This is a genomic window from Arsenicicoccus bolidensis DSM 15745 (assembly GCF_000426385.1).
Taxonomy (GTDB): domain Bacteria; phylum Actinomycetota; class Actinomycetes; order Actinomycetales; family Dermatophilaceae; genus Arsenicicoccus; species Arsenicicoccus bolidensis.
Genome location: NZ_AUFG01000004.1, coordinates 15763 through 41344, shown reverse-complemented (window position 1 = coordinate 41344; position 25582 = coordinate 15763). Strand labels below are relative to the sequence as shown.

The window sequence follows — 25582 nt, the reverse complement described above, 5'->3', positions numbered from 1 at the left end:
GTCGACCATCGGCCACGGTCGCGCCGACCTTGGGATGACGCGCCCACGCCCGTCCGGCTCCTAGGCTGCTGCCATGAGCAGCAGCCGTGCCCCAGATCGGTGGGAGCCGATCTCGGTCTGGGGGCACGTGTGGCGAGAGGTCGTGGCGCTCGCGCTCGGGCTCACGCTGTACGGGTTGATGCTCGACCCGCTGCTGGCCAACCCGGTGGCCGGCTGGGTGCGCACCGTCGACGTGTGCCTCGGCGTGGTCGCGCTGGCCCTGCTGCCCCTGCACCGCCGCTGGCCCCTGGCCGTCCCCCTCGCGCTGCAGCTCCTGTCGGCGTTCTCCGTGCTGGGGGCCGGCGCCGCCGGCATCGGGCTGATCTCCGTGGCGACCCGCCGGCGCTGGCAGCCGATCGCCCTGACGAGCGCCGCCACGGTGCTCGCGGCCGTCGTCAACGGTCGTATCTATCCCGCGGTCGACCCCCTGCCCCTCATGGTGGACGCCGGGATCGTGGTCGTCCTGATCGCCGCCCACGTCGCCTGGGGGCTCTACATCGGGGCCCGACGCGACCTGTTCGCGACCTGGCGATGGCGCGCCGAGACCGCGGAGCGCGAGCAGGCACAACGGGTCTCGTCCGCGCGCGAGGGCGAGCGCACCCGCATCGCGCGCGAGATGCACGACGTGCTGGCGCACCGGATCTCGTTGGTGTCCATGCACGCCGGCGCCCTCGCCTACCGGGAGGACCTGTCCCGCGAGCAGATCCGCGAGGAGGCCGCCATCATCCAGGGCACCTCCATGCAGGCCCTCGCCGAGCTCCGCCAGATCCTCGGCGTGCTGCGCAGCACCCCGGTCGGCGGCACGGAAGAGTCCGTCGAGGCGCCGCAGCCCACCTTCGCCGACATCGGCGCCCTCGTCGAGGAGGCTGGTGCCGCAGGGCTTCCCACGCACCTGACGATCGACGTCCCGGCCGGGGAGCAACCCCCGGTCGCCGTCGGACGCCACGCCTACCGCATGGTCCAGGAGGCCCTGACCAACGTCTGCAAGCACGCACCGGGCGCCGACACCCGGGTGCTCGTGCGTGGTGCGCCGGGGGCCGGCCTGCACCTCGAGGTGGTCAACGAGCCCATGCCCGTATGGCGCCCGCCGTCCGCCTCGATCGGGGGCGCCGGGCTCGGGCTGGTGGGGCTCGCGGAGCGCGCGACCATCGTCGGCGGCACGCTCACGCACGGGCCGGCCCCCGAGGGCGGCTATCGTGTCAGCGCGGACCTGCCCTGGCCCCCGGAGGACTCATGACCGACCCCGTGCGCGTGCTGCTCGTGGACGACGACGCGCTGGTGCGAGCCGGCCTGCGGCTCATCCTCGGTGGTGACGCCTCCATCGAGATCGTCGGCGAGGCCGGGGACGGCCTCGAGGCCGAGCGCCTGGTCACCGAGCTGCGTCCGGCGGTGGTGCTCATGGACATCCGCATGCCCCGCCAGGACGGGCTCACGACCACCGAGCACCTGGTGGCGCGCGCCGGTCACCCGGAGGTCATCGTGCTGACGACCTTCGACGCCGACGACCTCGTGCTGCGGGCCCTGCGCGCCGGCGCGAGCGGGTTCCTCCTCAAGGACACTCCCCCGGCGCACATCGTGGAGGCGATCCATCGCGTGCGTGCCGGCGAGCCCATGCTGTCGCCGACCGTGACCCAGCAGCTCATCCACGCCGTGTCCACCCGCACCAGCGACACGCGCGAGCGCCGCGCCGCCACCCTCGTCTCGGGCCTGACGGACCGCGAGCGGCAGATCGCGCTGGCCATCGGCGAGGGCCGCACCAACGCCGACATCGCGGCCTTGCTCTACCTCTCCGTGGCCACCGTCAAGTCCCACGTCACGCACCTGCTGACCAAGCTCGAGGCGGACAACCGCGTGCAGATCGCCATCCGCATGCACGACGCCGGCCTGCTCTGACCCACCCTGTCCCGGGGGCCGCGCCGGGGGTCGGGGTGGTGCGATCTCTGCGCTTGCCACATATGACACGTGCTGTCTCATGACACCCGCACCGTCATCTGTGGCAAGTCCGCCTGTCGACCACCACCCAGCCCCGCGGACCGCCCACCCTTGTCCTCCCCCGCTCCCTCAGTCCACCGCGCCCGTAGTCCACCGTGCGGGTTGTCCACAGGTCTGCGGCCGTCCCATCGCGACCCAGACCGGGCTGTGGAGGACCATCCTCTGCTCCGACCGCGAGATCGCACACTCGACGGGTGACCACCGACGACACGCCCGACCGGATCACCCGGATCGTTCGCCTGCTCTCGATGCTCCAGCGCGGGCCGGGGCGGCCGAGCGCCGGGCTGGCCGAGCAGCTCGGCACCAGCCGCAGGACGATCCTGCGCGAGGTCGAGGCCTTGCGCGGCGCGGGGGTGGGCCTCACCACCTCGCAGGACCGGTGGGGGAGCATCCTGCTGGAGGGCCCCTCCCCCGCGGCGGACACGCTGCTGGCGCTGGACGAGGACGAGGCCCTGTCGGTGGCCATGGGGTCGGCGCTGATCATGACCGACGCCCCTGACCTGGGTGGCGGCACCGCCGCTGAGTGTTTCGTCCGGACGGCACGGCTGCTCGGCCCCGGTGGCAGGGCACGCCTACGCACCAGGCTGGTGGAGGGCGGCCTGCTCCCGGACGTCCTGGCCGGTGTGCGGGACCCACGGAGCGACCGGGTGCTGCACGAGTCGCTGCTGACCAAGGTCTGGGCCATCGCCGGCGCCCGTCAGGACGGCCAGCGGGTGACCTTCCGCGAGACGGTGGGTGGCCCGTGGCGGACCTGCGACCCGCAGACGCTGATCGTCACCGATCGGGCCTGGCACCTCGGGTGGACGGGACCGTGGGGTGAGGACCTCACGGCCCGGGTGCACCACCTGCACGACGTCCACCGCGTCCGGTGGACCCACGCGGTCACGGGCGCGTGGCACCACGACCTCGGCTGACGGCGTCGTACGCCGCCTCGAGCCACTCCTCGCGCGGTGCCTCAAGACGCGTGGGCGACCCGACGTCCGTCAGGGCGACGAAGCGCAGGGTGGCCCCGCGTGACTTCTTGTCCCGGGCCATGGCGGTGAGCAGGTCGGTCCAGCGGCCGTCGGCATACGAGGTCGGCAGGCCCACGGCGGCAAGGACGCGACGGTGCCGGTCGACCACCGATCGGTCGAGCAGCCCTGCGGCGCAAGCGAGCTCGGCGGCAAAGACGAGGCCGACCGCGACCGCGTCACCGTGCCGCCAGCGATAGGACTCGACCTGCTCGACGGCGTGGCCGAAGGTGTGGCCGTAGTTGAGGATCTCGCGCAGCGAGGACTCGCGCAGGTCCGCCGCGACGACGGACGCCTTGACCCGGATCTTGCGCTCGACGAGCTCGCGGAGCACCGGCCCGTGGACGTCGAGGGCGGCCTCGGGCGAGGCCTCGACGAGCTCGAGGATGCGGGGGTCGGCGATGAAGCCGCCCTTGATCACCTCGGCCAGGCCGGCGGCGAGGTCGGCGCGCGGGAGGGTCGCCAGGGTGGTGAGGTCGCACACGACGCCGCGCGGCTCGTGGAAGGCGCCGACGAGGTTCTTGCCCTCGGGGGTGTTGATGCCGGTCTTGCCGCCGACGGCCGCGTCGACCATGGCGAGCAGCGTCGTGGGCACGTGCACGACGTCGACGCCCCGCAGCCAGGTGGCGGCGACGAAGCCGCCGAGGTCGGTGACCGTCCCTCCGCCCACGCACACGACCGCGTCGGACCGGGTGAAGCCCGCCTGGCCGAGCTGCGACCACAGCCTCACCAGCACGTCGGCCGACTTGGCGCTCTCGGCGTCGGGCACCTCGGCCCGGTGGACCTGCAAGCCGTGTGCCGACAGGGCCCCGGCGACCCGCGAGGCGCAGGTCTCGACGGCGGGAGAGGACACGACGAGCACCCGCAGCACGCCGTCCCGCAGCAGGCCGGGGACGCGGTCGAGCACATCGTGCCCCACCACGACGTCGTAGGCGTCGCCGACCGGGATCGTCGTGCCTGCGACGGCGTTGCTCATGCGCTGCCGCCCTGGAGGAGCTCGACGACCTGGTCCGCGACGTCCTGGACGCTGCGGCCGGCGGTGTCGACCGTCCAGGTGGCGACCTCGGCGTAGAGCGGCCGCCGGGTCTCCATGTGCCTGATCCAGGAGCGTCGGGGCAGCAGGGCCACCATCGACGAGCTCTGGTCGAAGCCGATGCGCCTGGCCGCGTCGGCGATGCCGACGTCGAGGAAGACGACGGTGTGGTCGCGCAGGGCCTCGCGCACGGTGGGGTCGGTGATGGCGCCCCCACCGATCTCGACGACGCCGTCGCGGGTCAGCACCTGCATCGTCGCCTCGCGCTCGAGCTCGCGGAAGCGCGGCTCCCCCAGGTCGACGAAGACCTCGGACACCGGTGTGCCCGCGAGGCGCTCGACCTCGCGGTCGGTCTCGGTGCAGCCCGCCCCCAGCAGCTCGGCCAGGGCGTGGCCGACGGCGGACTTGCCCGAGCCGGGTGGCCCGACCAGCACGACCTGCGGCCGCGAGCGCCGCGGGAGGGCATGGATGATCGACTCGGTGACCTCACCGGCGTCTCGGCCGGTGGTGTCGACCGCGACGTCCGCGGCGTTCTCGTAGACGGGGCGCCGCGACGCGTACAGCTGCGGCACGTCGTGGCGGCGCAGCATCGGTCGCCCCGCCGGGTCACCGGCTCGCGTCAGGGCCTCGTCGAGGTCGACGTCGAGGTGCACGACCTGATGCGACGCGAGGGCCGCCACGACCTCCGCGGACCCGAGAGCCCCTCCGCCGAGGGCGAGCACGCACGGCTCCTGCGTGGCCAGCAGGTCGAGGACGGTGCGGCGCTCGGCGTCACGGAAGGCCGTCTCGCCGTGCTCGGTGAAGTAGTCCGGGATGGGCATCCCGAGGCGCTCGACCAGCGCGGCGTCGCTGTCGACGAAGGGCAGGCCGGTGCGCGCCGCCAGCTGGCGCCCGACGGTGGACTTGCCGGCGCCCATGAAGCCGACGAGGACGATCATCAGCGCATCGCCTCGGGGATGGCGTCGAGGTAGGCGCGGTGGTTGCGCGCCGTCTCGGCGACGCTGTCGCCCCCGAACTTCTCCAGGCAGGCCTCGGCGAGGACCAGGGCCACCATCGCCTCCGCCACGACCCCGGCCGCCGGGACGGCGCAGACGTCGGAGCGCTGGTGGATCGCGGTGGCCTCGGCATCCGGGTCGAGGACGTCGACGGTGTCCAGCGCCCGGGGGACGGTGGAGATGGGCTTCATGGCGGCGCGGACGCGCAGGGTGTCGCCGTTGGACATGCCGCCCTCCGTGCCGCCGGCGCGGTTGCTGCGCCGCACGATCCGGCCCTCGCCGTCACGCTCGAGCTCGTCGTGCGCGGCGCTCCCCCGCCGCCGGGCGGTGCGGAAGCCGTCGCCGACCTCCACGCCCTTGATGGCCTGGATGCCCATGAGGGCCGCCGCGAGACGCGCGTCGAGGCGTCGGTCCCAGTGGACGTGCGAGCCGAGGCCTGGCGGCAGACCGACGGCCACGACCTCGACGACGCCCCCGAGGGTGTCACCGTCCTTGTGGGCCGCGTCGATCTCGGCGACCATCGCGGCGCTCCCCGCCGGGTCGAACGCCCGCACCGGGTCTGCGTCGAGGGCGGCGACGTCGTCGGGACCGGGCACCGCCGCGTCGTCGGACACGCCAGCCTCCCCGATGGCGACGGTGTGCGACACCAGCCGTATGCCGTAGGCCTGCTCGAGCAGGGCCGCCGCGATCGCGCCCAGCGCCACGCGGGCCGCCGTCTCGCGGGCGCTCGCCCGCTCGAGCACGGGGCGGGCGTCCGCGAACGCGTACTTCTGCATGCCGACCAGGTCGGCGTGGCCGGGGCGCGGGCGCGTGAGGGGCTTGTTGCGCGCGATCTCCTTCGGCGCGTTGACGTCGTCGCTGGCGGCATACGCGGCGTCCTCGACGGGGTCGGGGCTCATCACGGTCTGCCACTTGGGCCACTCGGAGTTGCCGATCCGCAGGGCGACCGGGCTGCCGAGGGTGAGGCCGTGCCGCAGGCCGCCGAGGACCTCGATGGCGTCCCGCTCGAACTTCTGCCGGGCACCGCGGCCGTAGCCGAGGCGGCGCCGGGCGAGGGCTCCGGCGATGTCGTCGCTCGTCACGCGGATCCCGGCCGGCAGGCCCTCGATCGTGGCGGCCAGGGCGGGGCCGTGCGACTCACCGGCAGTCAACCAACGCAGCATGTCCTCGATCCTCCCACGCCGCGTGGGGTGGGCTAGCGCCCCGTCCACGCTCCAGACGCGGCGTCGAGCAGCACGGACGCGGGCACGGGGCGCCCCGTCATGAGCTCGACCTGCAGGGCACCCTGGTGGGCCAGCATCTCCAGCCCGGAGACGACCGGGGCCCCCGTCGCGGCGAAGGTCCGCGCGAGCGTGGTCGGCCAGTCCTCGTAGATCGCCTCGAACAGCGCCGGCAGCCGGGGCACGTCGGCGAGCTGCGCCGCGACGGCGTCCGCCCCCCGGCCCGGGAGGGTGTCGATCACGAGGTCGGCGTCGCGGACGAGGGCGTTCACCTCGTCGAGCGGGTGCGCCGACCAGGCGACGCCCAGCTCGTCGAGCAGGTCCCCGGTCTCGGGCCGGACCTCGGACCGTATGCCGAACGCCACCGTCCGGGCGCCCAGCTCGCGCACGGCGGCGAGGGCCGACCGGGCGGTCGCCCCCGACCCGAGCACGAGCACGTGCCGGGCCGACGTGACGCGGTGGTCCGCCAGCGCCTGGCGGACGCCGTGCACGTCGGTGTTGTAGGCGTCCCAGCCGAGGTCGGGCCGCCGCACCAGGGTGTTGGCGCCGCCGACGCTCTCGGCGACGGGGTCCACCGTGGTGGCCAGCGCCAGGGCGGCCTCCTTGAGGGGCATGGTCAGCGACAGGCCGCGCCAGCTCTCGTCCAGGCCCGCCACGAGCGCGGGCAGCTCGGCGGCCTCGCACTCGCGCCGGTCATAGGTCCAGTCCGACAGCCCCAGGTGCGCGTAGGCGGCGCGGTGCATGACCGGCGACAGCGAGTGCGCGATCGGCGACCCGAGGACGCCCGCCCTCAGCACTGGCCCTTGTGCGCCTGGCACCACGCCTGGAACTGCAGGACCGCCTTGTCGTGGTCCTCCTTGTTCTCGGTGAACACGGTCTCGCCGGTCGCCGGGTCGATCGTCACGAAGAACAGCCAGGGCCCCTGCGCGGGGTTGACGGCCGCCTTGATGGAGGCCTCGCCGGGGTTGCCGATCGGCCCGACGGGCAGGCCGTCGCGGGTGTAGGTGTTGTAGCCGTTGACCTGCGCGCGCTCCTCGTCGGTGGTCGTGATGACCCGCTTGCCGGTGGCATAGGCGACGGTGGAGTCGAGCTGCAGGCGCATCGGCACGGCGAGGCGGTTCTCAAGGACCCGGGCGACCTTGCCGCGGTCCGCGTCGAGGCGCGACTCGGACTCGACGATGCTGGCGATGATGATCGCGCGCTCGGCCTTGCCGTCGCTCACCCCGAGCTCGGCGAGGACGTCCTTGGTCTTGGCGACCATGGCGGCGAGCTGCTCGGCGGCCGTGCTCTTGGCGTTGAACTCGTAGGACGAGGGGAACAGGTAGCCCTCGACGTTGCCCTTGGCCGAGCTCGGGAGGTTGAGCGCCGCGGTGTTCTTGGCGGCCTTCTCGTAGTCCGCGACCGGGATGCCGGACGCCTTGGACAGGACCTTGTAGACCTCGCTGGCCCGCATGCCCTCGGGCACGGTCACGCGCTTGACGACGCGGTTCTTGGGGTCGGCGAGGTAGGCGAGGGCGGCCTTGGCCGGCTGGTGCTCGGCCATGAGGTAGTCGCCCGGCTGGATCGACTGCGCACGGGTGTCCTCGCGCGCGGCGTCGACGAAGGCACCGGCGGACTTGACGACGCCGGCCTTCTCCAGGGTGTCCCCGATGGCCCGGCCGTTGGCGTTGGCGGCGATCGTCACCGGCACCTTCTTGCCCGTGGCGTCGCTCGCGGCGTAGTCACCGCCGCCGAGGAAGCCGGCGACGACGGGCTTGAGCACGAGCCCGGCGACCAGCACGGCAGCGGCCAGGGCGACCAGGAGCAGGAGGATCAGCAGCGGGCCGCGCCGGCGCCGGTGCGGCGGACGGCCGGTCGGTGACGCCCCCATCGTGCCGCCTCGCCCGTGGTCACCGGGGCCGGACCCGTCCCGACCGCCGAAGATCGAGTCGCTCAGGTGCTGGTCGGTCACGGGCTGGGGTCCTTGTCGTCGGGCTCGACCGGCGCCTCGGGCCGGGCGTCGGCTCCCCGTCCCCGGTGCCGCGCCTTGCGGGGGCGGGCGGGGATCGAGGCGGTGGCGCGACTGGCGTCCACCGCGGGTCCGGGCTCCGCCTCGGTCGAGGAGCCGGCCCTCCTCCCGGTGGATCGCTCGTGGTCGAGGGCCACCTGGAGGATCAGCACCGCGGCGGCCTGGTCGATGACCTGGCGCTGGGCCCGGGCCCGGCGCCCGCTGTCGCGGAGCTGTCGTGCGGCGTCCACCGTGGTCAGTCGCTCGTCGACGAGGCGGACCTCGACGCTCGGGCCACCGGTGGCGGACGGGGTCGAGCCTAGGAGACCGGCGGCGAACTCGCGCGCCCGACGCGCCGACTCGCCCTCTCCCCCGGCGAGGGTGCGGGGCAGCCCGACATAGACGACGGACGCCCCGACCTCGGCCGCGAGGGCGGCGACGGCCGCGACGTCCGTGTGCCGTCCGGGCACGTGCGCCACGGTCGCCTCGGGCGTCGCGATCAGGCCGTCCGGGTCGCTGCGGGCGACCCCGACACGCACGGTGCCCACGTCCACGCCGAGGCGCACGCCGCGGGGCAGGTCAGCCACGGGTCACCGCTGGGTGGCGCGGGCCCCGACGGTCCACTCGACCTGGGTCAGCGCATCGCCGATCTTGGCGGCATCCTGCCCGCCACCCTGGGCCAGGTCGTCCTTGCCGCCACCGCCCCCGCCGAGCGTCTGCGCGGCGACGCGGACGAGCTCGCCGGCCTTGATGCCCCACTCGCGGGCCCGCTCGTTGGTGGCCACGATGACGACGGGGCGACCCTTGGACTCGGTCGCCGCGGCGACGACAGCCGGGCGGTCGTTGCCGAGACGTCCGCGCAGGTCCAGGACGAGCGCGCGCAGGTCGTCGCCGCTCACGCCCTGGGCCTGGTGGCCCACGAAGCTGACGCCGTAGACATCCTTGGCCTCGCTCGCGAGCCGGCCCGACGCGGCGAGCGCCTGCTGCTGGCGCATGGTGGTGATCTCGCGCTCGGCGTCCTTGAGCTTGCCGAGGATCGAGGAGATGCGCTCGGGCAGCTCCTCGCTGCGGACCTTGAGGTCGGCGGTGAGCTGGCCGACGATCGCGGCCTCGCGCGCCAGGAAGTCGTAGGCGTCCGAGCCGACGAGGGCCTCGACCCGGCGCACGCCGGAGCCGATGGACGCCTCGCCGAGGAGCTTGACGACACCGAGCTGGCCCGACCGCTGCGCGTGGGTGCCGCCGCAGAGCTCACGGGCCCACTCGCCGACGGAGATGACGCGGACCTCGTTGCCGTACTTCTCGCCGAACAACGCCATCGCGCCGGTGGCGACGGCCTCCTCCTGGGTCATCACGTCGGCGCGGACCTCGAGGTCCTCCAGCAGCATCGTGTTGACCTTGGACTCGACCTCGTTCAGCACCGAGACCGGCACGGCGGAGGTGGCGTTGAAGTCGAACCGGAAGCGCCCGGGGGCGTTCTCGGACCCTGCCTGCGTCGCGGTGTCGCCGAGGGCCTCGCGGATCGCCTTGTGCACCATGTGGGTCGCGGTGTGGGCGCGGCTGATCGCGCGGCGGCGCTGCAGGTCGACCAGGGCGTGCGCGGCCAGGCCGGGCACGACCTCGCCGGACACGACGGTGGCCTTGTGGACGATGAGGCCGTTGATGGGCTTCTGGACGTCGCGCACCTCGATGACGGCGCCGTTGTCGAGCTCGATCCGTCCGCCGTCGGCGAGCTGGCCGCCACCCTCGGCGTAGAAGGGGGTGCGGTCGAGGACGACCTCGACGTCCTGCCCCGCGGCCGCGACCTGCGTGGACTCGCCGTCGACGACCAGGCCCGAGACGCGGGCCTCGGACCGGACCTCGTCGTAGCCCGTGAACTCGACCGCGTGGCCGAGGGCGTCCGCCAGCTCGCGGTAGGCGTGGGCGTCGCCGTGCCCCTGCTTCTTGGCCCTGGCGTCCGCCTTGGCCCGGGCCCGCTGCTCGCCCATGAGGCGGCGGAAGCCCTCCTCGTCGACGGACACGCCCTGCTCGGCCGCCATCTCGAGGGTCAGGTCGATCGGGAAGCCATAGGTGTCGTGGAGCTGGAAGGCCTTGTCGCCGCCCAGCACGCCGGCGCCGGAGGTCTTGACCGCCGAGACCGCGCTGTCCAGGATCGTGGTCCCGCTCGTGAGGGTGCGGCGGAAGGCCTCCTCCTCGGCATACGCGATCTGGCTGATGCGCGAGAAGTCGCGCTTCAGCTCGGGATAGGACCGGCTCATCTGCTCCATCGACACGGGCAGCAGCTCCGGCAGGGCGGGCGTGGTCACGCCGAGCAGGCGCATCGAGCGCACCGCGCGGCGCAGCAGCCGCCGCAGCACGTAGCCGCGACCCTCGTTGCCCGGGGTCACGCCGTCACCGATGAGCATGAGGGACGAGCGGACGTGGTCGGCGACCACGCGGAAGCGGACGTCGTCGTCGTCGTTCGCGCCATACGTCCGGCCGGAGATCGCCTCGGCCCGCTCGATGACGGGATAGACCTCGTCGATCTCGTAGAGGTTGTCCACGCCCTGGAGCAGGAAGGCGACGCGCTCCAGGCCCATGCCGGTGTCGATGTTCTTGGCGGGGAGCGGACCGACCACGCGGAAGTCGTCCTTGGCCTTGACGTCGGTGATCTCCTCGGTCTGGAAGACGAGGTTCCAGATCTCGAGGAAGCGGTCCTCGTCGGCCTCGGGGCCACCGTCCGGGCCGTACTCCGCGCCGCGGTCGATGTAGATCTCGGAGCAGGGGCCGCCCGGGCCCTCGACACCCATGTGCCAGTAGTTGTCCTTGAGGCTGCGACCCTGGATCCGCTCCGGCGGGACGCCCACCGCGACCCAGTGGTCGTAGGCCTCCTTGTCGCCCTCGGGGTAGTCCGGGTGGTAACCGGGGCCGAGCACCGTGACCCAGACCTTGTCCGGGTCGAAGCCGAGGAAGCCGTCCTCCTGGCGCCCGGTGACGAGCTCCCAGGCGAAGCGGATCGCCTTCTTCTTGAAGTAGTCGCCGAAGGAGAAGTTGCCGTTCATCTGGAAGAACGTGCCGTGGCGGGTGGTCTTGCCGACCTCCTCGATGTCGCCGGTGCGCACACACTTCTGCACGCTCGTGGCACGGAGGTAGGGGGCGGTCTCCTGCCCCAGGAAGTACGGCTTGAACGGCACCATGCCGGCGTTGACGAACAACAGGTTGGGGTCGTCGTAGAGGAGCGGGGCGCTGGGGACGACGGTGTGTCCCTTGCCCTCGAAGTACGCGAGCCAGCGACGGCGGATCTCGGCGGTTTCCATGACGGGTCAGTCCTTCTCTCGCAACAGGTTCGGGGTGCAGGCGCGGGCATCGGCCGGGGCCTGGCAGAGCAGTCGTATGACGGGGAGGGGTCGCCTGCGCGCACGCAGGCCGGAGCGGGGGCGGCCGCCCCTAGATAGCTCGGGCTCGGCCCACCGCGTGGCTCGCGGCGGCCGCTGCACGTGCTGCGGTCGCTGCGATCACTGCGCGACGGGTGCCGGGGACCACGGCGCTCACCTCCGAGGGGTCGTGGCGTCTGCGGCCAGCCTACCCCGAGCGTCCTGGCTCACCGCCGGTCGTGCAGGGCGGTCCGCAGCCACGCCCACCGGCTCGCCAGGCGCTCCTCGAAGCCGCGCGTGGTGGGCCGGTAGTAGTCGACGGTGCGGTCCAGGTCGTCCGGGAGGTACTGCTGGGCCGCCACACCCTCGTCGAGGGCGTGCGGGTAGACGTAGCCGTCGCCGTGGCCGAGCCGCGACGCGCCGGCGTAGCCCGACCCGCGCAGGTGGGCGGGGACCGCACCCCCGCGGCCGGCGCGCACGTCGGCGATCGCCTCGTTGATGCCGGTGTAGGCCGCGTTGGACTTGGGCGCGAGCGCGTTGTGGACGACGGCCTGCGCGAGGATGAGCCGCGCCTCCGGCATGCCGATCTGGGCCACCGCGTGCATCGCGGCCACCGCGGTCTGCAGTGCGGTGGGGTCCGCCATACCGACGTCCTCGGAGGCCGCGATGACCACCCGGCGGGCGATGAACCGCGGGTCCTCCCCGGCCTCGAGCATCCGCGCGAGGTAGTGCAGCGAGGCGTCCACGTCGGACCCCCGCATCGACTTGATGAGTGCCGAGGCGACGTCGTAGTGCTGGTCGCCGGTCTTGTCGTAGCGCACGACGGCCTTCTCCACCGCCTGCTCGACGTGGGCGGACGTGATGACGACCGGTTCCCGGTCACCGTCCCCGACCGGGAGGTCGCCGAGGGCCACCCCGGCCGCGCCCTCGAGGGCCGTGAGCGCGCGGCGGGCGTCTCCCCCGCTGATGCGCACGACGTGCTCGCGCGCCGCCTCCTCGAGCGTGAACTCCCCCGCCAGTCCTCGCTCCTCGACGAGGGCGGCGTCCAGCACCTCCCCCAGGTCGGCGTCCGTCAGCGACCCCAGCGTCACGAGCACCGAGCGGGACAGCAGCGGCGCGATGATGCTGAACGACGGGTTCTCCGTGGTCGCCGCCACCAGCACGACGAGGCGGTTCTCGACCGCCGGGAGGAGCGCGTCCTGCTGGGCCTTGGTGAACCGGTGGATCTCGTCGAGGAAGAGCACGGTGGTCCGGCCGTAGAGGTCGCGCTCGCGCACGGCCTCGTCGATCACCCGGCGCACGTCCTTGACCCCGGCCGTGATGGCCGACAGCTCGACGAAGCGGCGGCCGGCGGCGGTCGCGACGAGGTGGGCGAGGGTGGTCTTGCCGGTGCCCGGGGGACCCCAGAGGATCGCCGAGAGGGGTCCGACCGCACCCGAGTGACCCTCGATCAGCCGCCGCAACGGGCTGCCCGGACGCAGCGCCGCGGACTGGCCGCGCACCTCCTCCAGGGAGCGGGGACGCATGCGCACCGCGAGGGGCGGCAGGGGTGCGTCGGAGCTGCCGGGGGCGGCGAACAGGTCCGGGAGATCCACCGGCCCAGTCTCGCAGACGTGCCCCTCGGGGTGGTCGGTCCAACTGCTGCCGGGCTCGCCCGTCCGGCGGCACGTCTGGTCACGAATCGGTATCGACGCCGCCCCGGGGTCTGGACCCGGCCCCGGGCCGACCTAGAGTGTGGCCACGGTTCCCCGCTCGCACGAGGGCAAAGGCGCGCTCGCTCGGCTGGGATCACACCCTGGCCGCCATCCGTCAGGGTGATCACCACAGGTCCGTCCCATCAACGGACCCGTTCGAGGAGGTCTATCCCTATGCGAGCCACCACTCGCCTCACCCTCACCGCGACCGTCTCGGCGTCGGCAATGCTGCTGGCCGCCTGTGGCGGCGGTTCCGGCAGCTCCGGCTCCACCGGCAGCGGCGACTCCGCCGGCAAGCAGGGCGGGTCCATCTCCGTCCGTGGCTGCAACCCGGAGAACCCCCTGATCCCCGGCGCCACCACCGAGACCTGTGGTGGTGACGTCATCGACGCCGTCACCGCGCGTCTCGTCCACTACAACGTCGACACGGCCAAGCCCGAGAACGACATCGCCGAGTCCATCGAGACCAAGGACAACCAGAACTTCACGGTCAAGCTCAAGAAGGGCTACAAGTTCTCGGACGGCACCGAGGTCAAGGCCAAGAACTTCGTCGACGCGTGGAACTACACCGCCCTGTCGACCAACGCCCAGGGCGCGTCCTACTTCATGGAGCCCATCGAGGGCTTCGCCGACCTGCAGGCCGAGGAGGGTCAGACGCCCAAGGCCAAGACCATGTCGGGCCTGAAGGTCGTCGACGACACCACCTTCACCATCAAGACCACGGACAAGGTCTCGAACCTCCCTGAGCGCCTCGGCTACTCGGCCTTCGCGCCGCTGCCCGACTCGTTCGCCAAGGACCCGAAGGCGTTCGGCGACAAGCCGATCGGTGCCGGCCCCTACACGGTCGAGTCGTGGACCAAGAACCAGGCGATCGTCCTCAAGAAGAACCCGAACTACTCCGGCGCCAACAAGGGCTCCCTGGACCAGATCACGTTCAAGATCTACCAGGACTCCTCGGCCGCCTACAACGACGTGATGGCCGGCAACCTGGACGTCACCGACGAGATCCCCTCCTCGGCGATCACCGCCGACAAGTACAAGACGGACCTGCCCGACCGCAACGCCCAGAAGGAGTACGGCGGCATCTCCACGATGACCTTCGCCTCCGCCAAGGCCGACCCGGCGGTCCAGAACCCCAAGGTGCGTCAGGCCATCTCCATGGCGGTCGACCGCGAGGCCGTCATCAAGTCGCAGTTCAACGGCACCCGCACCCCGGCCACCGGCTGGGTCGCCACGACGGTCAACGGCTACAAGGCCGGCGCCTGCGGCGAGTTCTGCACCTACGACGCCGCCAAGGCCAAGGCGCTGCTCCAGGAGGCCGGCGGCTTCAAGGGCAAGCTCACCCTCTCCTACAACGCCGACGCGTCGCACAAGGACTGGACCGAGGCCACCTGCCAGTCCATCAAGGAGGCGCTCGCGATCGACTGCGTCGCCACCCCGGTCGTCGACTTCAAGACCTTCCGCACGCAGGTCAAGAAGCGCGAGATGAAGGGCCTCTTCCGCACCGGCTGGCAGATGGACTACCCGTCGATCGAGAACTTCCTCACCCCGATCTTCGCCACGGGTGCGTCCTCCAACGACGGCGACTACTCCAACAAGGCCTTCGACGCCAAGCTCAAGGAGGCCGCCGCGGCAACCGACTCGGCCAAGGCCAACGAGCTGTACCAGGAGGCCGAGGGCATGCTCAAGGAGCAGATGCCGGCCATCCCGCTGTGGTACCCGAAGTCGACCATCGGCTGGTCGCCCAAGGTCACCAACGTCAAGATCTCGGCGTTCGGCAAGCCGGACTACGTGGGCATCAAGCTCAAGTGACCCAGCGGTCGTCCGCTGACAGGTGACACCTGATCCGTGGGTGCCCGGCACGTGCCGGGCACCCACGGCTGTGACGGCAGCCGGTGCACAACGGGATTCGCCGTCCGCGGACCTGCAGCACCCGGGTATCACCCCGGCGACCGGCCCCCAGCCAGGGACCGGTTACCCTGTAGCCGCTCGTTCTTCCCATCCACCCCTACCGGGGTACAGACCCAGCCATCACGTGAGCAAGGGCGCCGCGTGAGCCGCTCGTCCGACGACCATCCCCACGGCGGACGAGGGCGCCGGAGCTCCACGCTTGGAGCACGACTTCGAGCCGTCTGCGGCCCAGCCGCCGCAGGCACGACCACCTGAGGAGGTGTCGTGACCAAATACATCATTCGCCGGATCCTGCAGATGATCCCGGTGATCATCGGGGCCACGTTCTTGATCTTTGCCATGGTGTTCGCCCTGCCGGGCGATCCGACCGAGGGCAAGTGCGGCGAGCGCCCCTGCTCCCCCGCCTACATCGAGAAGTTCCGCGCCGAGCACAACCTCAACGACCCGCTGGTCGTCCAGTACGGCAAGTACATGGGCAAGCTCGTCCAGGGCGACCTCGGCACCAACTTCTACAACATCCCCGTCGCCGAGGACCTGTCCTCCCGCTACGTCATCACGGCCAAGCTCGCCGCGATCGCCATCGCCTTCGAGATCGTGATCGGCCTCGTGGCGGGTGTGCTCGCCGGCATCCGCAAGGGCAAGTTCATCGACAACCTGGTGATGGTCTCGACCCTCGTGGCGATCTCCATCCCCTCGTTCGTCATCGGTTCGACCCTGCAGTACCTCCTCGGCGTGCGTCTGCGGTGGTTCCCCGTGACCGCGGCCAACGACCCGACCCTCTACGACCTGGTGCTCCCCGGTTTCGTCCTCGGGTCGCTGTCGATCGCCTACGTCGCCCGGCTCATGCGCACCAACCTCGTCGAGAACCTCCGCGCCGACTACGTCCGCACGGCGATCTCCAAGGGGCTGACCCGCCAGCGCGCCGTCGGGCTGCACGCCATGCGCAACTCGATGATCCCGGTGGTCACCTTCCTGGGCGCCGACTTCGGCGGCCTGCTCGGCGGCGCGATCATCACGGAGCGCATCTTCAACATCAACGGCGTCGGTGGCTACATCTTCACCGGCATCCGCAACCGCGACGGCATCGCCGTCGTCTCGGCCGTGACGATGCTGGTGTTCGTGTTCCTGCTCGTCAACCTGCTCATCGACCTGCTCTACGGCCTGCTCGACCCGAGGATCAGCCATGACTGACGCCAACACCGCCACCGTCGCCGCCACCGAGGTCGCCCCGGCACCCGCTCAGGGCGGCGGCGAGGAGGCCCGATCCCTGTGGTCCGACGCCTGGCGTCAGCTCCGCAGGAACCCGCTCTTCTGGATCTCGGCCGCGCTCATCCTCATCTTCCTGCTCATGGCGTTCATCCCCCAGCTGTTCACCCGCATCGACCCGACCTCCGGCTCCCTGCGCCACGTGCGCGAGTCCATGAGCGGCGAGCACTGGTTCGGCACCGACAAGCAGGGGCGGGACATCTACGCCCGCACCATCTACGGCGCGCGGGCGTCGATCATCGTCGGCGTGCTCACGACGCTGAGCACCACGATCGTCGGCGGTGCCCTCGGCATCTTCGCCGGCTACCTCGGCGGGTGGCTCGACGCGCTGCTCATGCGCGTGACGGACATCTTCTTCGCCATCCCCATGCTGCTCGGCGGCATCCTGTTCATGGCCTCGTTCCCGTCCAACGCCAACACGTCCTACTGGGTCGTCGTGGGCAAGGTCGTGCTGGTCATGACGGTGTTCGGCTGGCCGGGCATCGCGCGGCTCATGCGTTCCGCCGTGCTGCAGGTCAAGTCCCTCGAGTACGTCCAGGCGGCGCGGGCGCTCGGCGCCGGGCCGGGCCGGATCATCCTCGGCCACGTCCTGCCCAACGCCGTCGCCCCGGTCATCGTGGTGGCGACGATCAACCTGGGTGCCTACATCGCCACCGAGGCGTCGCTGTCCTTCCTCGGCATCGGCCTGGTCCCGCCCACCATCTCGTGGGGTGTCGCCATCTCGGACGCCCTCGACACGGTGCGCACCTCGCCGCACATCCTGCTGTTCCCCAGCCTGTTCCTGAGCCTCGCGGTCCTGGCCTTCATCCTCCTGGGTGACGCCATCCGCGACGCGCTGGACCCCAAGTCTCGATGAGGGGCTGACACACACATGTCTACGACCCACACCGCCCGCCACGCGCGGGCACCGCAGGAGGCCGGCTCGGCCTACCAGCCGACCGACGGCCGGCTCCTGGACGTGGAGGACCTCCACGTCGAGTTCCACACGGCCGACGGGATCGCGCGGGCCATCAACGGCGTCAACTTCACGCTCAACGCCGGAGAGACGCTCGCGATCCTCGGCGAGTCCGGCTCCGGCAAGTCGGTGACCGCCCAGGCCATCATGGGCATCCTCGACATGCCCCCGGCCAAGATCCCTCAGGGCTCGGTCCGCTACTGCGGGCAGGAGCTGCTGACCATGCCCGAGGACCAGCGGCGGCACGTCCGCGGCCCGGAGATCTCGATGATCTTCCAGGACGCCCTGAGCTCGCTCAACCCGGTGTTCCCGGTCGGCTGGCAGATCGCCGAGATGTTCCGCCAGCACCGCGGGATGAACCGCACCGACGCGCTCGAGCAGGCCGTGCGCCTGATGGAGCGCGTGGCGATCCCCGGGGCCAAGTCGCGCGTCAAGGCCTTCCCGCACCAGTTCTCGGGCGGCATGCGCCAGCGCATCATGATCGCGATGGCCATCGCCCTCGACCCGGCGGTCCTCATCGCCGACGAGCCGACGACCGCGCTCGACGTGACGGTGCAGGCGCAGATCATGGGTCTGCTGGCCGAGCTCCAGCAGGAGCGTCAGATGGGCCTGATCCTGATCACCCACGACCTCGGGGTCGTGGCCGACGTCGCCGACCGCATCGCGGTGATGTACGCCGGCCGCATCGTCGAGCAGGCGGACGTCTACGAGCTCTACCGCAAGCCAGCCCACCCCTACACCAAGGGGCTGCTGGACTCCATCCCGCGGCTGGACCAGAAGGGCGAGACGCTGTCGGCGATCGGCGGCCTGCCGCCCAACCTGATGCGGATCCCCCCGGGCTGCGCCTTCAACCCGCGCTGCCGCTACGCCCAGGACATCTGTCGCGTGGACCGTCCGGAGCTGCTCGAGGTGGCCCCCGGCCGCCTGTCCGCGTGCCACTTCTCCCAGGAGGTGCTCCATGGCTGAGCCGATCCTCGTCGCCAAGGACCTCGTCAAGCACTACCCCATCAAGGGCGGCATCCTCCGCACCACGACGGGTCAGGTCAAGGCCGTCGATGGCGTCTCCTTCGAGCTGCTCAAGGGCGAGACCCTCGGCATCGTAGGCGAGTCCGGCTGCGGCAAGTCGACCCTCGGGCGTCTGCTCATGCGCCTGGAGGAGCCGACGTCGGGCACGCTCGACTTCGACGGCATCGACATGTACGCCCAGAAGGGCGCGGCCATGCGCAAGCTGCGCCGCGACATCCAGATCGTGTTCCAGGACCCCTACACCTCGCTCAACCCTCGCAAGACGGTCGGCGACATCGTGGGCGAGCCCTTCGACATCCACCCGGACGTCGTGCCCAGGTCGGGTCGTCGCAAGGCCGTCCAGGACCTGCTGGACCTGGTCGGGCTCAACCCGGAGCACATCAACCGCTATCCCCACCAGTTCTCCGGTGGTCAGCGGCAGCGCATCGGCATCGCTCGCGGGATCGCTCTCAACCCCAAGGTCCTGATCTGCGACGAGCCCGTCTCGGCGCTGGACGTGTCGGTGCAGGCGCAGGTCGTCAACCTGATGGAGAAGCTCCAGACGGAGCTCGGCCTGTCCTACATCTTCATCGCCCACGACCTGTCCGTCGTGCGTCACATCTCCGACCGCGTCGGCGTGATGTACCTCGGCAAGATGGTCGAGCTGGGCACCGAGGACGAGATCTACGAGAGGACGACGCACCCGTACACCCAGGCGCTGATGTCGGCCGTCCCCGTGCCGGACCCGACGCTGCGCGGCAAGCGCGAGCAGATCGTCCTGCAGGGTGACGTGCCGTCCCCGGCCAACCCGCCCGCCGGCTGCCGCTTCCACACGCGGTGCTGGAAGATGCAGGAGATCTGCAAGACCGAGGTGCCCGAGTTCGTCGACCGGCCGGACGGTTTCGACGGTCACCGCAGCGCCTGCCACTTCCCGGAGGTCCTAGTGGCCACGGGCGCCGAGGTCGACTCGGACCTGCCCGGCGGCACGAGCAGCGGTGACGGCGCCACCCGGTCGTCCGAGGGACCCGGTGGGCTGGGCGGCCTGTTGCACAAGGTCGCCGACAAGGTGGGCCTGGGCAACGACGCGGACGACCCCAACCACCAGTCGGCGCGCACGTTCAAGCCGCGCACGGGTGACAGCGACAGCGTCTCCGACGCGCGGGCGGCCGCGGACAACGCCAACAAGCAGCAGGGCTGGTAGCAGCACTGGCACCATGAGCCCGGCTCGCCATGATCGTGAGGGTCTGGTCTAAGAATCTTGGACCAGACCCTCACGATCTTTGGGGTCGGGGGGGGTCGGGGGGTCGGGGGTCGGGGGTCGGGAGTCGGGGATCAAGGTCGGGTCATGGACGGGATCAGGGAGGAAGCCGTGCGCACCATCTCGACGCGAGCGGAGCTGTGCGCCATCGCGGAGCCGGACGACCTCTTCGCCCGGTATGCCGTCCCCGCCCACCTCGACGGTGGGTGGGTGCTCGGTGGCGCGGTGGCGTTCGTGCGGCGCAGCCACTCCGGTCGCCGCAACCTCGCGACGTGGGGCCCTCGCGAGGACCTCGGGCGGCTCCTGGACCGGCTGATCGCCGAGGGCGTGCTGGCGGTGACCCTGGATCACGTGTCCGTGGAGCAGCAGCACGCGGACGTGCTCACCCAGAGGATCGGCACGGCCGACGGCTCGGCCTGGGACTGGATGGCCACGGTCGTCCCTCCCCCACCGACCCCCGCCGAGGCCCGCGTCATACCCCTCGACGACCTCGCTGACGCCGCCGAGCTGCAGGACCTCGCCGATCGGGAGAACCCGCTGTCCGAGGGCTGCCCGGGCACGGGGCGCAGCGAGCGCTGGGTCGGCGTGCGCGACGACCGGGGGCGGATCGTGGCGTGCGCGGCGGTCCACCGGCTCTCGTCCGGGGCCGCCCACCTGTCGGGCATCATCGTCGCCTCCAGCCACCGTGGGCAGGGCCTCGGCCGGGCCACGACGGCGGTCCTGACGCGCGACCTCCTGCGCACGGAACCGGTCGTGACCCTGGGCATGTATGCCGACAACGTGGTCGCCCGCGGGCTGTACCACTCCATGGGCTATGTCACCGACAAGGCCTGGTGGAGCTGCAGCGTGCTCGCGCCCGACGGATCCGGCGCGGGCCGCGAGTCCGCCTGCACCTGACCCGCCCCCGGTAAAGGCATCGACCGGCCGTCGTTCGCCAGGCTGATGCCTTTACCGGCGGCGGGTCTGCGAGTCCGAGGTCAGAGGACGCCGTGCCAGCGCAGCACGCGCTCCAGGCCGGCCACGCCCGCGGCATACGGCTTGTGCACCGCCCGGATCCCGGCGGCCCGGGCCCCGACGACGTTGGGCCACGTGTCGTCGACGAACAGCACGCGGTCCCGCTGCACGCGCAGGTCGCGGACGATGTGGTCGAAGTACGCCGGGTCCGGCTTCTTGACCCCGAGCTCGTAGGAGTAGTAGCCGCCGTCGAGCTCGTCGTAGAGCCGCCCGCCGCGCATGATCTCCGCGCGCATCCACTGCTGGTTGGTCGCGAGGTAGCACCGCACGCCGCGCGCCTGCACCTGCCGGACGAGCTCGAGCGCCGACTCCTCGGCGGAGATCTCGGACCACGCCGCGAAGAACTGGTCGGGGGTGATGGCCGACCCGTCCTCGCGGAGCATCTGGGCGACCGCCTCGGGGAAGCCCTCGCGGCGGCGGCCGTCCAGGAACGGCGCCTCGACCTCGAGCAGGCGCTCGATCCCGGGCCAGGTGGGATCGCCGAGGATGGCGGAGGCCCACCTCCTCGGCATGTACTGCAGCACGCCGTCGGCGTCGAGCAGCAGGACCTCGATGGGGTTGCCCTGCGGCATACGGCTCAGGACTCCTTGGGCGCGACGGCGGACGTGTCGAGCGAGGCCTTGTCGGACGAGGCCTTGTCGGACGAGGCCTTGTCGTACGCAGCCTTGTCGGACGCGGGCTTCTTGACGGCGTCGATCCCGGCCTCCTTGCGCTGCTCCGGCGTGATGGGGGCGGGGGCGTCGGTCAGCGGGTCGTAGCCGCCACCCGACTTGGGGAAGGCGATGACGTCGCGGATCGAGTCGTAGCCGCCGAGCAGCATGACGATCCGGTCCCAGCCGAAGGCGATGCCGCCGTGCGGCGGTGCGCCGTAGGCGAAGGCGTCGAGCAGGAAGCCGAACTTCTCCTGCGCCTCCTCCTGGGACAGGCCCATGACCTTGAAGACCCGCTCCTGCACGTCGCGACGGTGGATACGGATGGACCCTCCGCCGAGCTCGTTGCCGTTGCAGACCATGTCGTAGGCGTAGGCGAGCGCCGGGCCGGGGTCGGTGTCGAAGGTGTCGAGGAACTCGGCCTTGGGCGAGGTGAACGCGTGGTGCACGGCGGTCCAGGCTCCCCCGCCGACGGCGACGTCACCGGCGGCCTCGGCGTCCGCGGTCGGCTCGAACAGCGGCGCGTCGTTGACCCACAGGAAGCTCCAGGCCGACTCGTCGATCAGGTCGCAGCGCCGCCCGATCTCGAGGCGCGCGGCCCCGAGCAGGGCGCGGGAGGACTTGGTCGCCCCCGCGGCGAAGAAGATGCAGTCGCCGGGCTGGGCGCCGACGTGCGCGGCCAGGCCCGCCCGCTCGGTGTCGGTGAGGTTCTTGGCGACCGGTCCGCCCAGCTCGCCGTCGGCGCCGACGAGGACGTAGGCGAGCCCGCGCGCGCCGCGCTGCTTGGCCCACTCCTGCCAGGCGTCGAGCTGCTTGCGGGGCTGCGAGGCGCCACCGGGCATGACGACGGCGCCGACATACTCCGCCTGGAACACCCGGAAGGTGGTGTCGGAGAAGAACTCCGTGCACTCGACCAGCTCGTTGCCGAAGCGCATGTCGGGCTTGTCCGAGCCGAACCGGCGCATCGCCTCGGCGTAGGTCATGCGGGGGAAGGGCGTGGGTAGGTCGACGCCGATCAACGCCCAGATCTCCTTGGCGAGCGCCTCGCCGAGCTCGAGGACGTCCTCCTCCTGCACGAAGCTCATCTCGATGTCCAGCTGGGTGAACTCCGGCTGGCGGTCGGCGCGGAAGTCCTCGTCGCGGTAGCAGCGGGCGATCTGGTAGTAGCGCTCCATGCCGGCGACCATGAGCAGCTGCTTGAACAGCTGCGGCGACTGGGGCAGGGCGTACCAGCTGCCGGGGGCGAGGCGGGCGGGCACGAGGAAGTCGCGGGCGCCCTCGGGGGTCGAGCGCGTCAGCGTCGGCGTCTCGATCTCGACGAAGTCGCGCTCGTCGAGGACGCGGCGGGCCGCGGCCGACACCTTGGAGCGCAGGCGCAGCGCGGCACCGGCGGACCTCCCGGGGCGACGCAGGTCGAGGTAGCGGTGCTTGAGGCGCGCCTCCTCGCCGACGGTCACGCGCTCGTCGATCTGGAACGGCAGCGGCGCAGAGGGGTTGAGCACCTCGATCTCGCTGGCCACGACCTCGATCTCGCCGGTGGGCAGGTCGGTGTTGGCGTTGCCCTCGGGCCGCTCGCGCACCTCGCCGACGATCTTGACGACGTACTCGTTGCGCAGCTCGTGCGCGTCCCCGGCCGCCAGGACCTCGTCACGGACGACGACCTGGGCGACGCCGCTCGCGTCGCGCAGATCCAGGAACGCCACTCCACCGTGATCGCGCCGACGGGCGACCCAGCCCGTGAGCGTGACGGTCTGTCCGGAGTGGCTGGCACGCAGGGTGCCGGCCTCGTGGCTACGAAGCACGATCATTCCTTTGTCTCGTGGAGAGGTGGTCTCGTGGGTGGTGGTCCCGGTGGTGCGCCGCGGCTGGCGACGCACCCGGCCATCCTACGGACTCACGTGCTCCCGGCTAAACGACAATGGGCCGTATGCCGTCCGCGCCCACCGCCATCACCCCCGCCGTCCTGCGCCGGACGGTGCTCGTCGTGGCCGCCCTCAACCTCGCGTACTTCGTCGTCGAGGCGGGGGTCGCGCTCACCATCGGGTCGGTGTCGCTGTTCGCCGACTCGGTGGACTTCCTGGAGGACACCGCGGTCAACCTGCTGATCGCCCTCGCGCTCGGCTGGTCGCTGCACGCCCGGTCGCTCGCGGGCCGGGCCATGGCGGCGATCATCTGCGTGCCGGCCCTCGCCGCCGCGTGGCAGGCGTTCACGAAGGTGTCGGACCCGCAGGCGCCTGACGTCCGCGCCCTGGTGCTCACGGCGGGCGGCGCGATCGTCGTCAACGGCCTGTGCACGTGGGTCCTGGCTCGGATCCGCCACCACGGCGGGTCGATGACGACGGCGGCCTTCCTGGCGGCGCGCAACGACGTCGTCGTCAACGCCGCGATCATCGTCATGGGCCTCGTGACCTGGTGGACGGGCTCGGGCTGGCCGGACATCGTGCTCGGCCTGGTCATCGTGGTGGTCAACGCGACCGCGGCCCGCGAGGTGTGGGAGCTCGCGGAGGAGGAGCGGCTGGCGGCGAAGGCCCTTGCCGGAGAGATCGACTGAGGCTCAGGGCTTCTCGGGCTTCTCGGGCTTCTCGGGCTTCTCGGGCTTCTCGGGCTTCTCGGGCTTCTCGAGGTCGAGGATGGCGGCGGCGGCCGCGACGCAGGCGTCGTCGATCCACGGGGGCAGCGGCATACCGCTCCCGATGAACGGCCGGACCAGGCCGTAGGGACACTGGCGGACGGCCAGGGCCATGACCTGCTCGAGGTGGTCGTCGCGCCTGCCGTAGAACGCCACGGTCTGCTCCCGGCCCAGCGCCCGCACCTCGTCGTTGAGCGTGCGCACCTCGTCCTCGAGGCCCGCGGGCGGCGCGGCGAGCAGCTGCCGCTGGCGGTAGAGCGTCATCGCGAGCGCCACGTCGGGATGGTCGCGGCACCAGCGCGGGATGTGGATCGCCTGCGCGAGCAAGGCTTCTCGCGGATCGTCGATCTCGCGCGTGGCCAGCAGCCCGACGTGCAAGGCCCGGATCGACCGCAGCCACAGCGCGACGAACAGGTGCTCGCGCGACGCGTAGCGGTGGTAGATCGACCCCATCGGGGCCCCGACCTCCTGGGCCACCTGCGCCAGGGTCGCCGAGGTGCCATGGGCCGCAACGGCTCTCAGGGCGCCGTCGAGCAGGTCCTCGGTCGTGAACTTCGCGGGTCTTGCCATGGCTGCATCCTAGGCCTGGTTTTAGATCATGTTCACTAGAACCGGAGTTCTAGAAAACTCCTCGCCCCTGGCCACCGCGCTGCCCGACGCGGAGTTCGTCGAGCACCACGACATCATCGTCGCCGCCACCCCCGACCGCGTCTGGGACGCCCTCCTCGCCACCCGCTGGGCCGACCTCCTGATCGCCCGGCCGCTCATCGCCGTGCGCAGCGGCGGGCGGCTCGACGTCGGCGACGACCTCCTCACCGACCCGCGCGGCCCCGGCCGACCGACCCACCTCGAGCCACCGAGCTACTACTCCAGCGGGATGGTCGGACGCCCCTGGGAGCCCCGCGCGGACGCACAGCGCCCCATCGAGTCCCTCGACGAGCTGCGGGAGTTCGCCGAGCCGGGGTGGCTCCGCTATGGCATGGACTTCCGCCTGACCCCGTTGCCCGGCGGTCGCACCCACCTCGAGACGACCACCCGCTCCGACGCGACGGACGACGTCGCCCGGCGACGCTTCCGGTCCTACTGGACCGTCATCGCGCCGTTCTCGGGGCTGCTCCGGCGCGACATCCTGCGGGCCGTCGCCCGCCGCGCGGAGCGCCCGAGCCCGTGAGCACGCGGCACCCGCCGCAGCGCTGGGCCGTGGTCGTCGCCTGGGCGGCCTTCCTGTCCACCCTCCCCTCGGCCGTATGGCGCCTGCTGATGCTCCACGGGGCCCTGCCAGGCACGGCGGACCTGCAGCGCCTGCACGCCGGCGAGGAGGGCTACGTCTGGGGACTGAGCATCGTCCAGGTCCTCGCCGGGGTGCTCGCCCTCGGTCTCGTCCAGGGCTGGGGCGAGCGGGTGGGCGCCGTCCGCATCGCGTGCTACCTGCCGATCCTGCTCTGGGGTCCGTTGCTGCTGGCCGCGGTGGCGGGATACCGGCAGCGTCGGCGAGGCTAGGGCCATGGAGCCCCGCATCTCACTGGTCACGCTCGGCGTCAGCGACCTGGCCCGCTCGACCGCGTTCTACTCGA

At 71.8% G+C, this 25582-nt stretch carries 23 protein-coding genes; 12 read left to right on the top strand and 11 right to left on the bottom strand.

Annotated elements, in window-relative coordinates; translation table 11 throughout:
* Positions 1 to 73: 73 nt before the first annotated feature.
* The 3 genes from K313_RS0103355 (at position 74) to K313_RS0103345 (ending at position 2945) form a co-directional block, all read left to right on the top strand.
* Positions 74 to 1276: a sensor histidine kinase gene (locus tag K313_RS0103355; protein WP_029210434.1), complete on the top strand. Its 1203-nt coding sequence runs from the start codon at positions 74 to 76 to the stop codon at positions 1274 to 1276.
* Positions 1273 to 1932, top strand: coding sequence for a response regulator (locus K313_RS0103350; RefSeq protein WP_029210433.1), 660 nt, complete (start codon positions 1273 to 1275; stop codon positions 1930 to 1932). Before K313_RS0103355 ends, K313_RS0103350 begins: the two co-directional genes overlap by 4 nt.
* A 293-nt stretch (positions 1933 to 2225) precedes the next feature.
* Positions 2226 to 2945 carry a helix-turn-helix transcriptional regulator gene (locus tag K313_RS0103345; RefSeq protein ID WP_029210432.1) on the top strand — a complete coding sequence of 240 codons (720 nt, stop codon included), beginning with the start codon at positions 2226 to 2228 and terminating at the stop codon, positions 2943 to 2945.
* Here K313_RS0103345 and aroB read toward each other — a convergent pair.
* From aroB to K313_RS0103305, 8 genes are all read right to left on the bottom strand, one after another.
* Positions 2914 to 4017 carry a 3-dehydroquinate synthase gene (gene aroB, locus K313_RS0103340; protein ID WP_029210431.1) on the bottom strand — a complete coding sequence of 368 codons (1104 nt, stop codon included), beginning with the start codon at positions 4015 to 4017 and terminating at the stop codon, positions 2914 to 2916. The two genes, K313_RS0103345 and aroB, sit on opposite strands and share 32 nt — an antisense overlap.
* A complete protein-coding gene (locus K313_RS22875) occupies positions 4014 to 5012 on the bottom strand; it encodes a shikimate kinase (RefSeq protein WP_029210430.1) in 999 nt (332 codons plus the stop codon). The genes aroB and K313_RS22875 overlap by 4 nt, the downstream gene beginning before the upstream one ends.
* Complete coding sequence (gene aroC / locus K313_RS0103330) at positions 5012 to 6232, bottom strand: chorismate synthase (RefSeq protein WP_029210429.1); 1221 nt, start codon at positions 6230 to 6232, stop codon at positions 5012 to 5014. Before aroC ends, K313_RS22875 begins: the two co-directional genes overlap by 1 nt.
* Positions 6233 to 6264: 32 nt before the next feature.
* Complete coding sequence (locus K313_RS0103325) at positions 6265 to 7086, bottom strand: shikimate dehydrogenase (protein WP_240483925.1); 822 nt, start codon at positions 7084 to 7086, stop codon at positions 6265 to 6267.
* Positions 7080 to 8240, bottom strand: coding sequence for an endolytic transglycosylase MltG (gene mltG, locus K313_RS0103320; protein ID WP_029210427.1), 1161 nt, complete (start codon positions 8238 to 8240; stop codon positions 7080 to 7082). Before mltG ends, K313_RS0103325 begins: the two co-directional genes overlap by 7 nt.
* Positions 8237 to 8863, bottom strand: coding sequence for a Holliday junction resolvase RuvX (ruvX, locus tag K313_RS19870; protein ID WP_029210426.1), 627 nt, complete (start codon positions 8861 to 8863; stop codon positions 8237 to 8239). Before ruvX ends, mltG begins: the two co-directional genes overlap by 4 nt.
* Positions 8864 to 8866: 3 nt before the next feature.
* On the bottom strand, positions 8867 to 11569 hold the full coding sequence (alaS, locus tag K313_RS0103310) for an alanine--tRNA ligase (RefSeq protein WP_029210425.1): 2703 nt from the start codon (positions 11567 to 11569) through the stop codon (positions 8867 to 8869).
* A 284-nt stretch (positions 11570 to 11853) separates the two neighbouring features.
* Positions 11854 to 13221, bottom strand: coding sequence for a replication-associated recombination protein A (locus tag K313_RS0103305; protein WP_029210424.1), 1368 nt, complete (start codon positions 13219 to 13221; stop codon positions 11854 to 11856).
* Between the two features lie 273 nt (positions 13222 to 13494).
* On the opposite strand from K313_RS0103305, the gene K313_RS0103300 reads away from it, so the two are divergent.
* From K313_RS0103300 to K313_RS22015, 6 genes are all read left to right on the top strand, one after another.
* Positions 13495 to 15132, top strand: a complete 1638-nt coding sequence (locus K313_RS0103300) for a peptide ABC transporter substrate-binding protein (RefSeq protein WP_029210423.1) — start codon at positions 13495 to 13497, stop codon at positions 15130 to 15132.
* Between the two features lie 363 nt (positions 15133 to 15495).
* A complete protein-coding gene (locus tag K313_RS0103295; protein WP_029210422.1) occupies positions 15496 to 16422 on the top strand; it encodes an ABC transporter permease in 927 nt (308 codons plus the stop codon).
* Positions 16415 to 17353: an ABC transporter permease gene (locus K313_RS0103290; RefSeq protein WP_029210421.1), complete on the top strand. Its 939-nt coding sequence runs from the start codon at positions 16415 to 16417 to the stop codon at positions 17351 to 17353. The genes K313_RS0103295 and K313_RS0103290 overlap by 8 nt, the downstream gene beginning before the upstream one ends.
* A gap of 15 nt (positions 17354 to 17368) precedes the next feature.
* A complete protein-coding gene (locus K313_RS0103285; RefSeq protein WP_029210420.1) occupies positions 17369 to 18418 on the top strand; it encodes an ABC transporter ATP-binding protein in 1050 nt (349 codons plus the stop codon).
* Entirely contained in the window at positions 18411 to 19658 is a 1248-nt protein-coding gene (locus K313_RS19865) for an ABC transporter ATP-binding protein (protein WP_029210419.1), read from the top strand. Before K313_RS0103285 ends, K313_RS19865 begins: the two co-directional genes overlap by 8 nt.
* Positions 19659 to 19802: 144 nt before the next feature.
* Complete coding sequence (locus K313_RS22015) at positions 19803 to 20612, top strand: GNAT family N-acetyltransferase (protein ID WP_029210418.1); 810 nt, start codon at positions 19803 to 19805, stop codon at positions 20610 to 20612.
* An 80-nt stretch (positions 20613 to 20692) separates the two neighbouring features.
* Here the strand turns inward: K313_RS22015 and K313_RS0103270 are convergent, their stop codons facing one another.
* Positions 20693 to 21301, bottom strand: coding sequence for an HAD family hydrolase (locus tag K313_RS0103270; protein ID WP_029210417.1), 609 nt, complete (start codon positions 21299 to 21301; stop codon positions 20693 to 20695).
* A 5-nt stretch (positions 21302 to 21306) separates the two neighbouring features.
* Entirely contained in the window at positions 21307 to 23181 is a 1875-nt protein-coding gene (gene aspS, locus K313_RS0103265) for an aspartate--tRNA ligase (RefSeq protein WP_029210416.1), read from the bottom strand.
* Positions 23182 to 23306: 125 nt separating this feature from the next.
* Between aspS and K313_RS0103260 the strand changes: the two genes are divergently transcribed.
* The gene (locus tag K313_RS0103260; protein WP_029210415.1) at positions 23307 to 23930 is read left to right on the top strand and encodes a cation efflux transmembrane domain-containing protein; all 624 of its coding nucleotides are present in this window, start codon (positions 23307 to 23309) and stop codon (positions 23928 to 23930) included.
* Between the two features lie 3 nt (positions 23931 to 23933).
* Here K313_RS0103260 and K313_RS0103255 read toward each other — a convergent pair whose 3' ends face one another.
* Positions 23934 to 24578 (bottom strand): TetR/AcrR family transcriptional regulator, encoded by a 645-nt coding sequence (locus tag K313_RS0103255; RefSeq protein WP_029210414.1) that lies wholly within the window; start codon positions 24576 to 24578, stop codon positions 23934 to 23936.
* A gap of 28 nt (positions 24579 to 24606) precedes the next feature.
* Between K313_RS0103255 and K313_RS0103250 the strand changes: the two genes are divergently transcribed.
* Positions 24607 to 25179 (top strand): hypothetical protein, encoded by a 573-nt coding sequence (locus tag K313_RS0103250; RefSeq protein WP_029210413.1) that lies wholly within the window; start codon positions 24607 to 24609, stop codon positions 25177 to 25179.
* Positions 25176 to 25508: a hypothetical protein gene (locus tag K313_RS19855; protein ID WP_029210412.1), complete on the top strand. Its 333-nt coding sequence runs from the start codon at positions 25176 to 25178 to the stop codon at positions 25506 to 25508. Before K313_RS0103250 ends, K313_RS19855 begins: the two co-directional genes overlap by 4 nt.
* Positions 25509 to 25582: the final 74 nt, after the last annotated feature.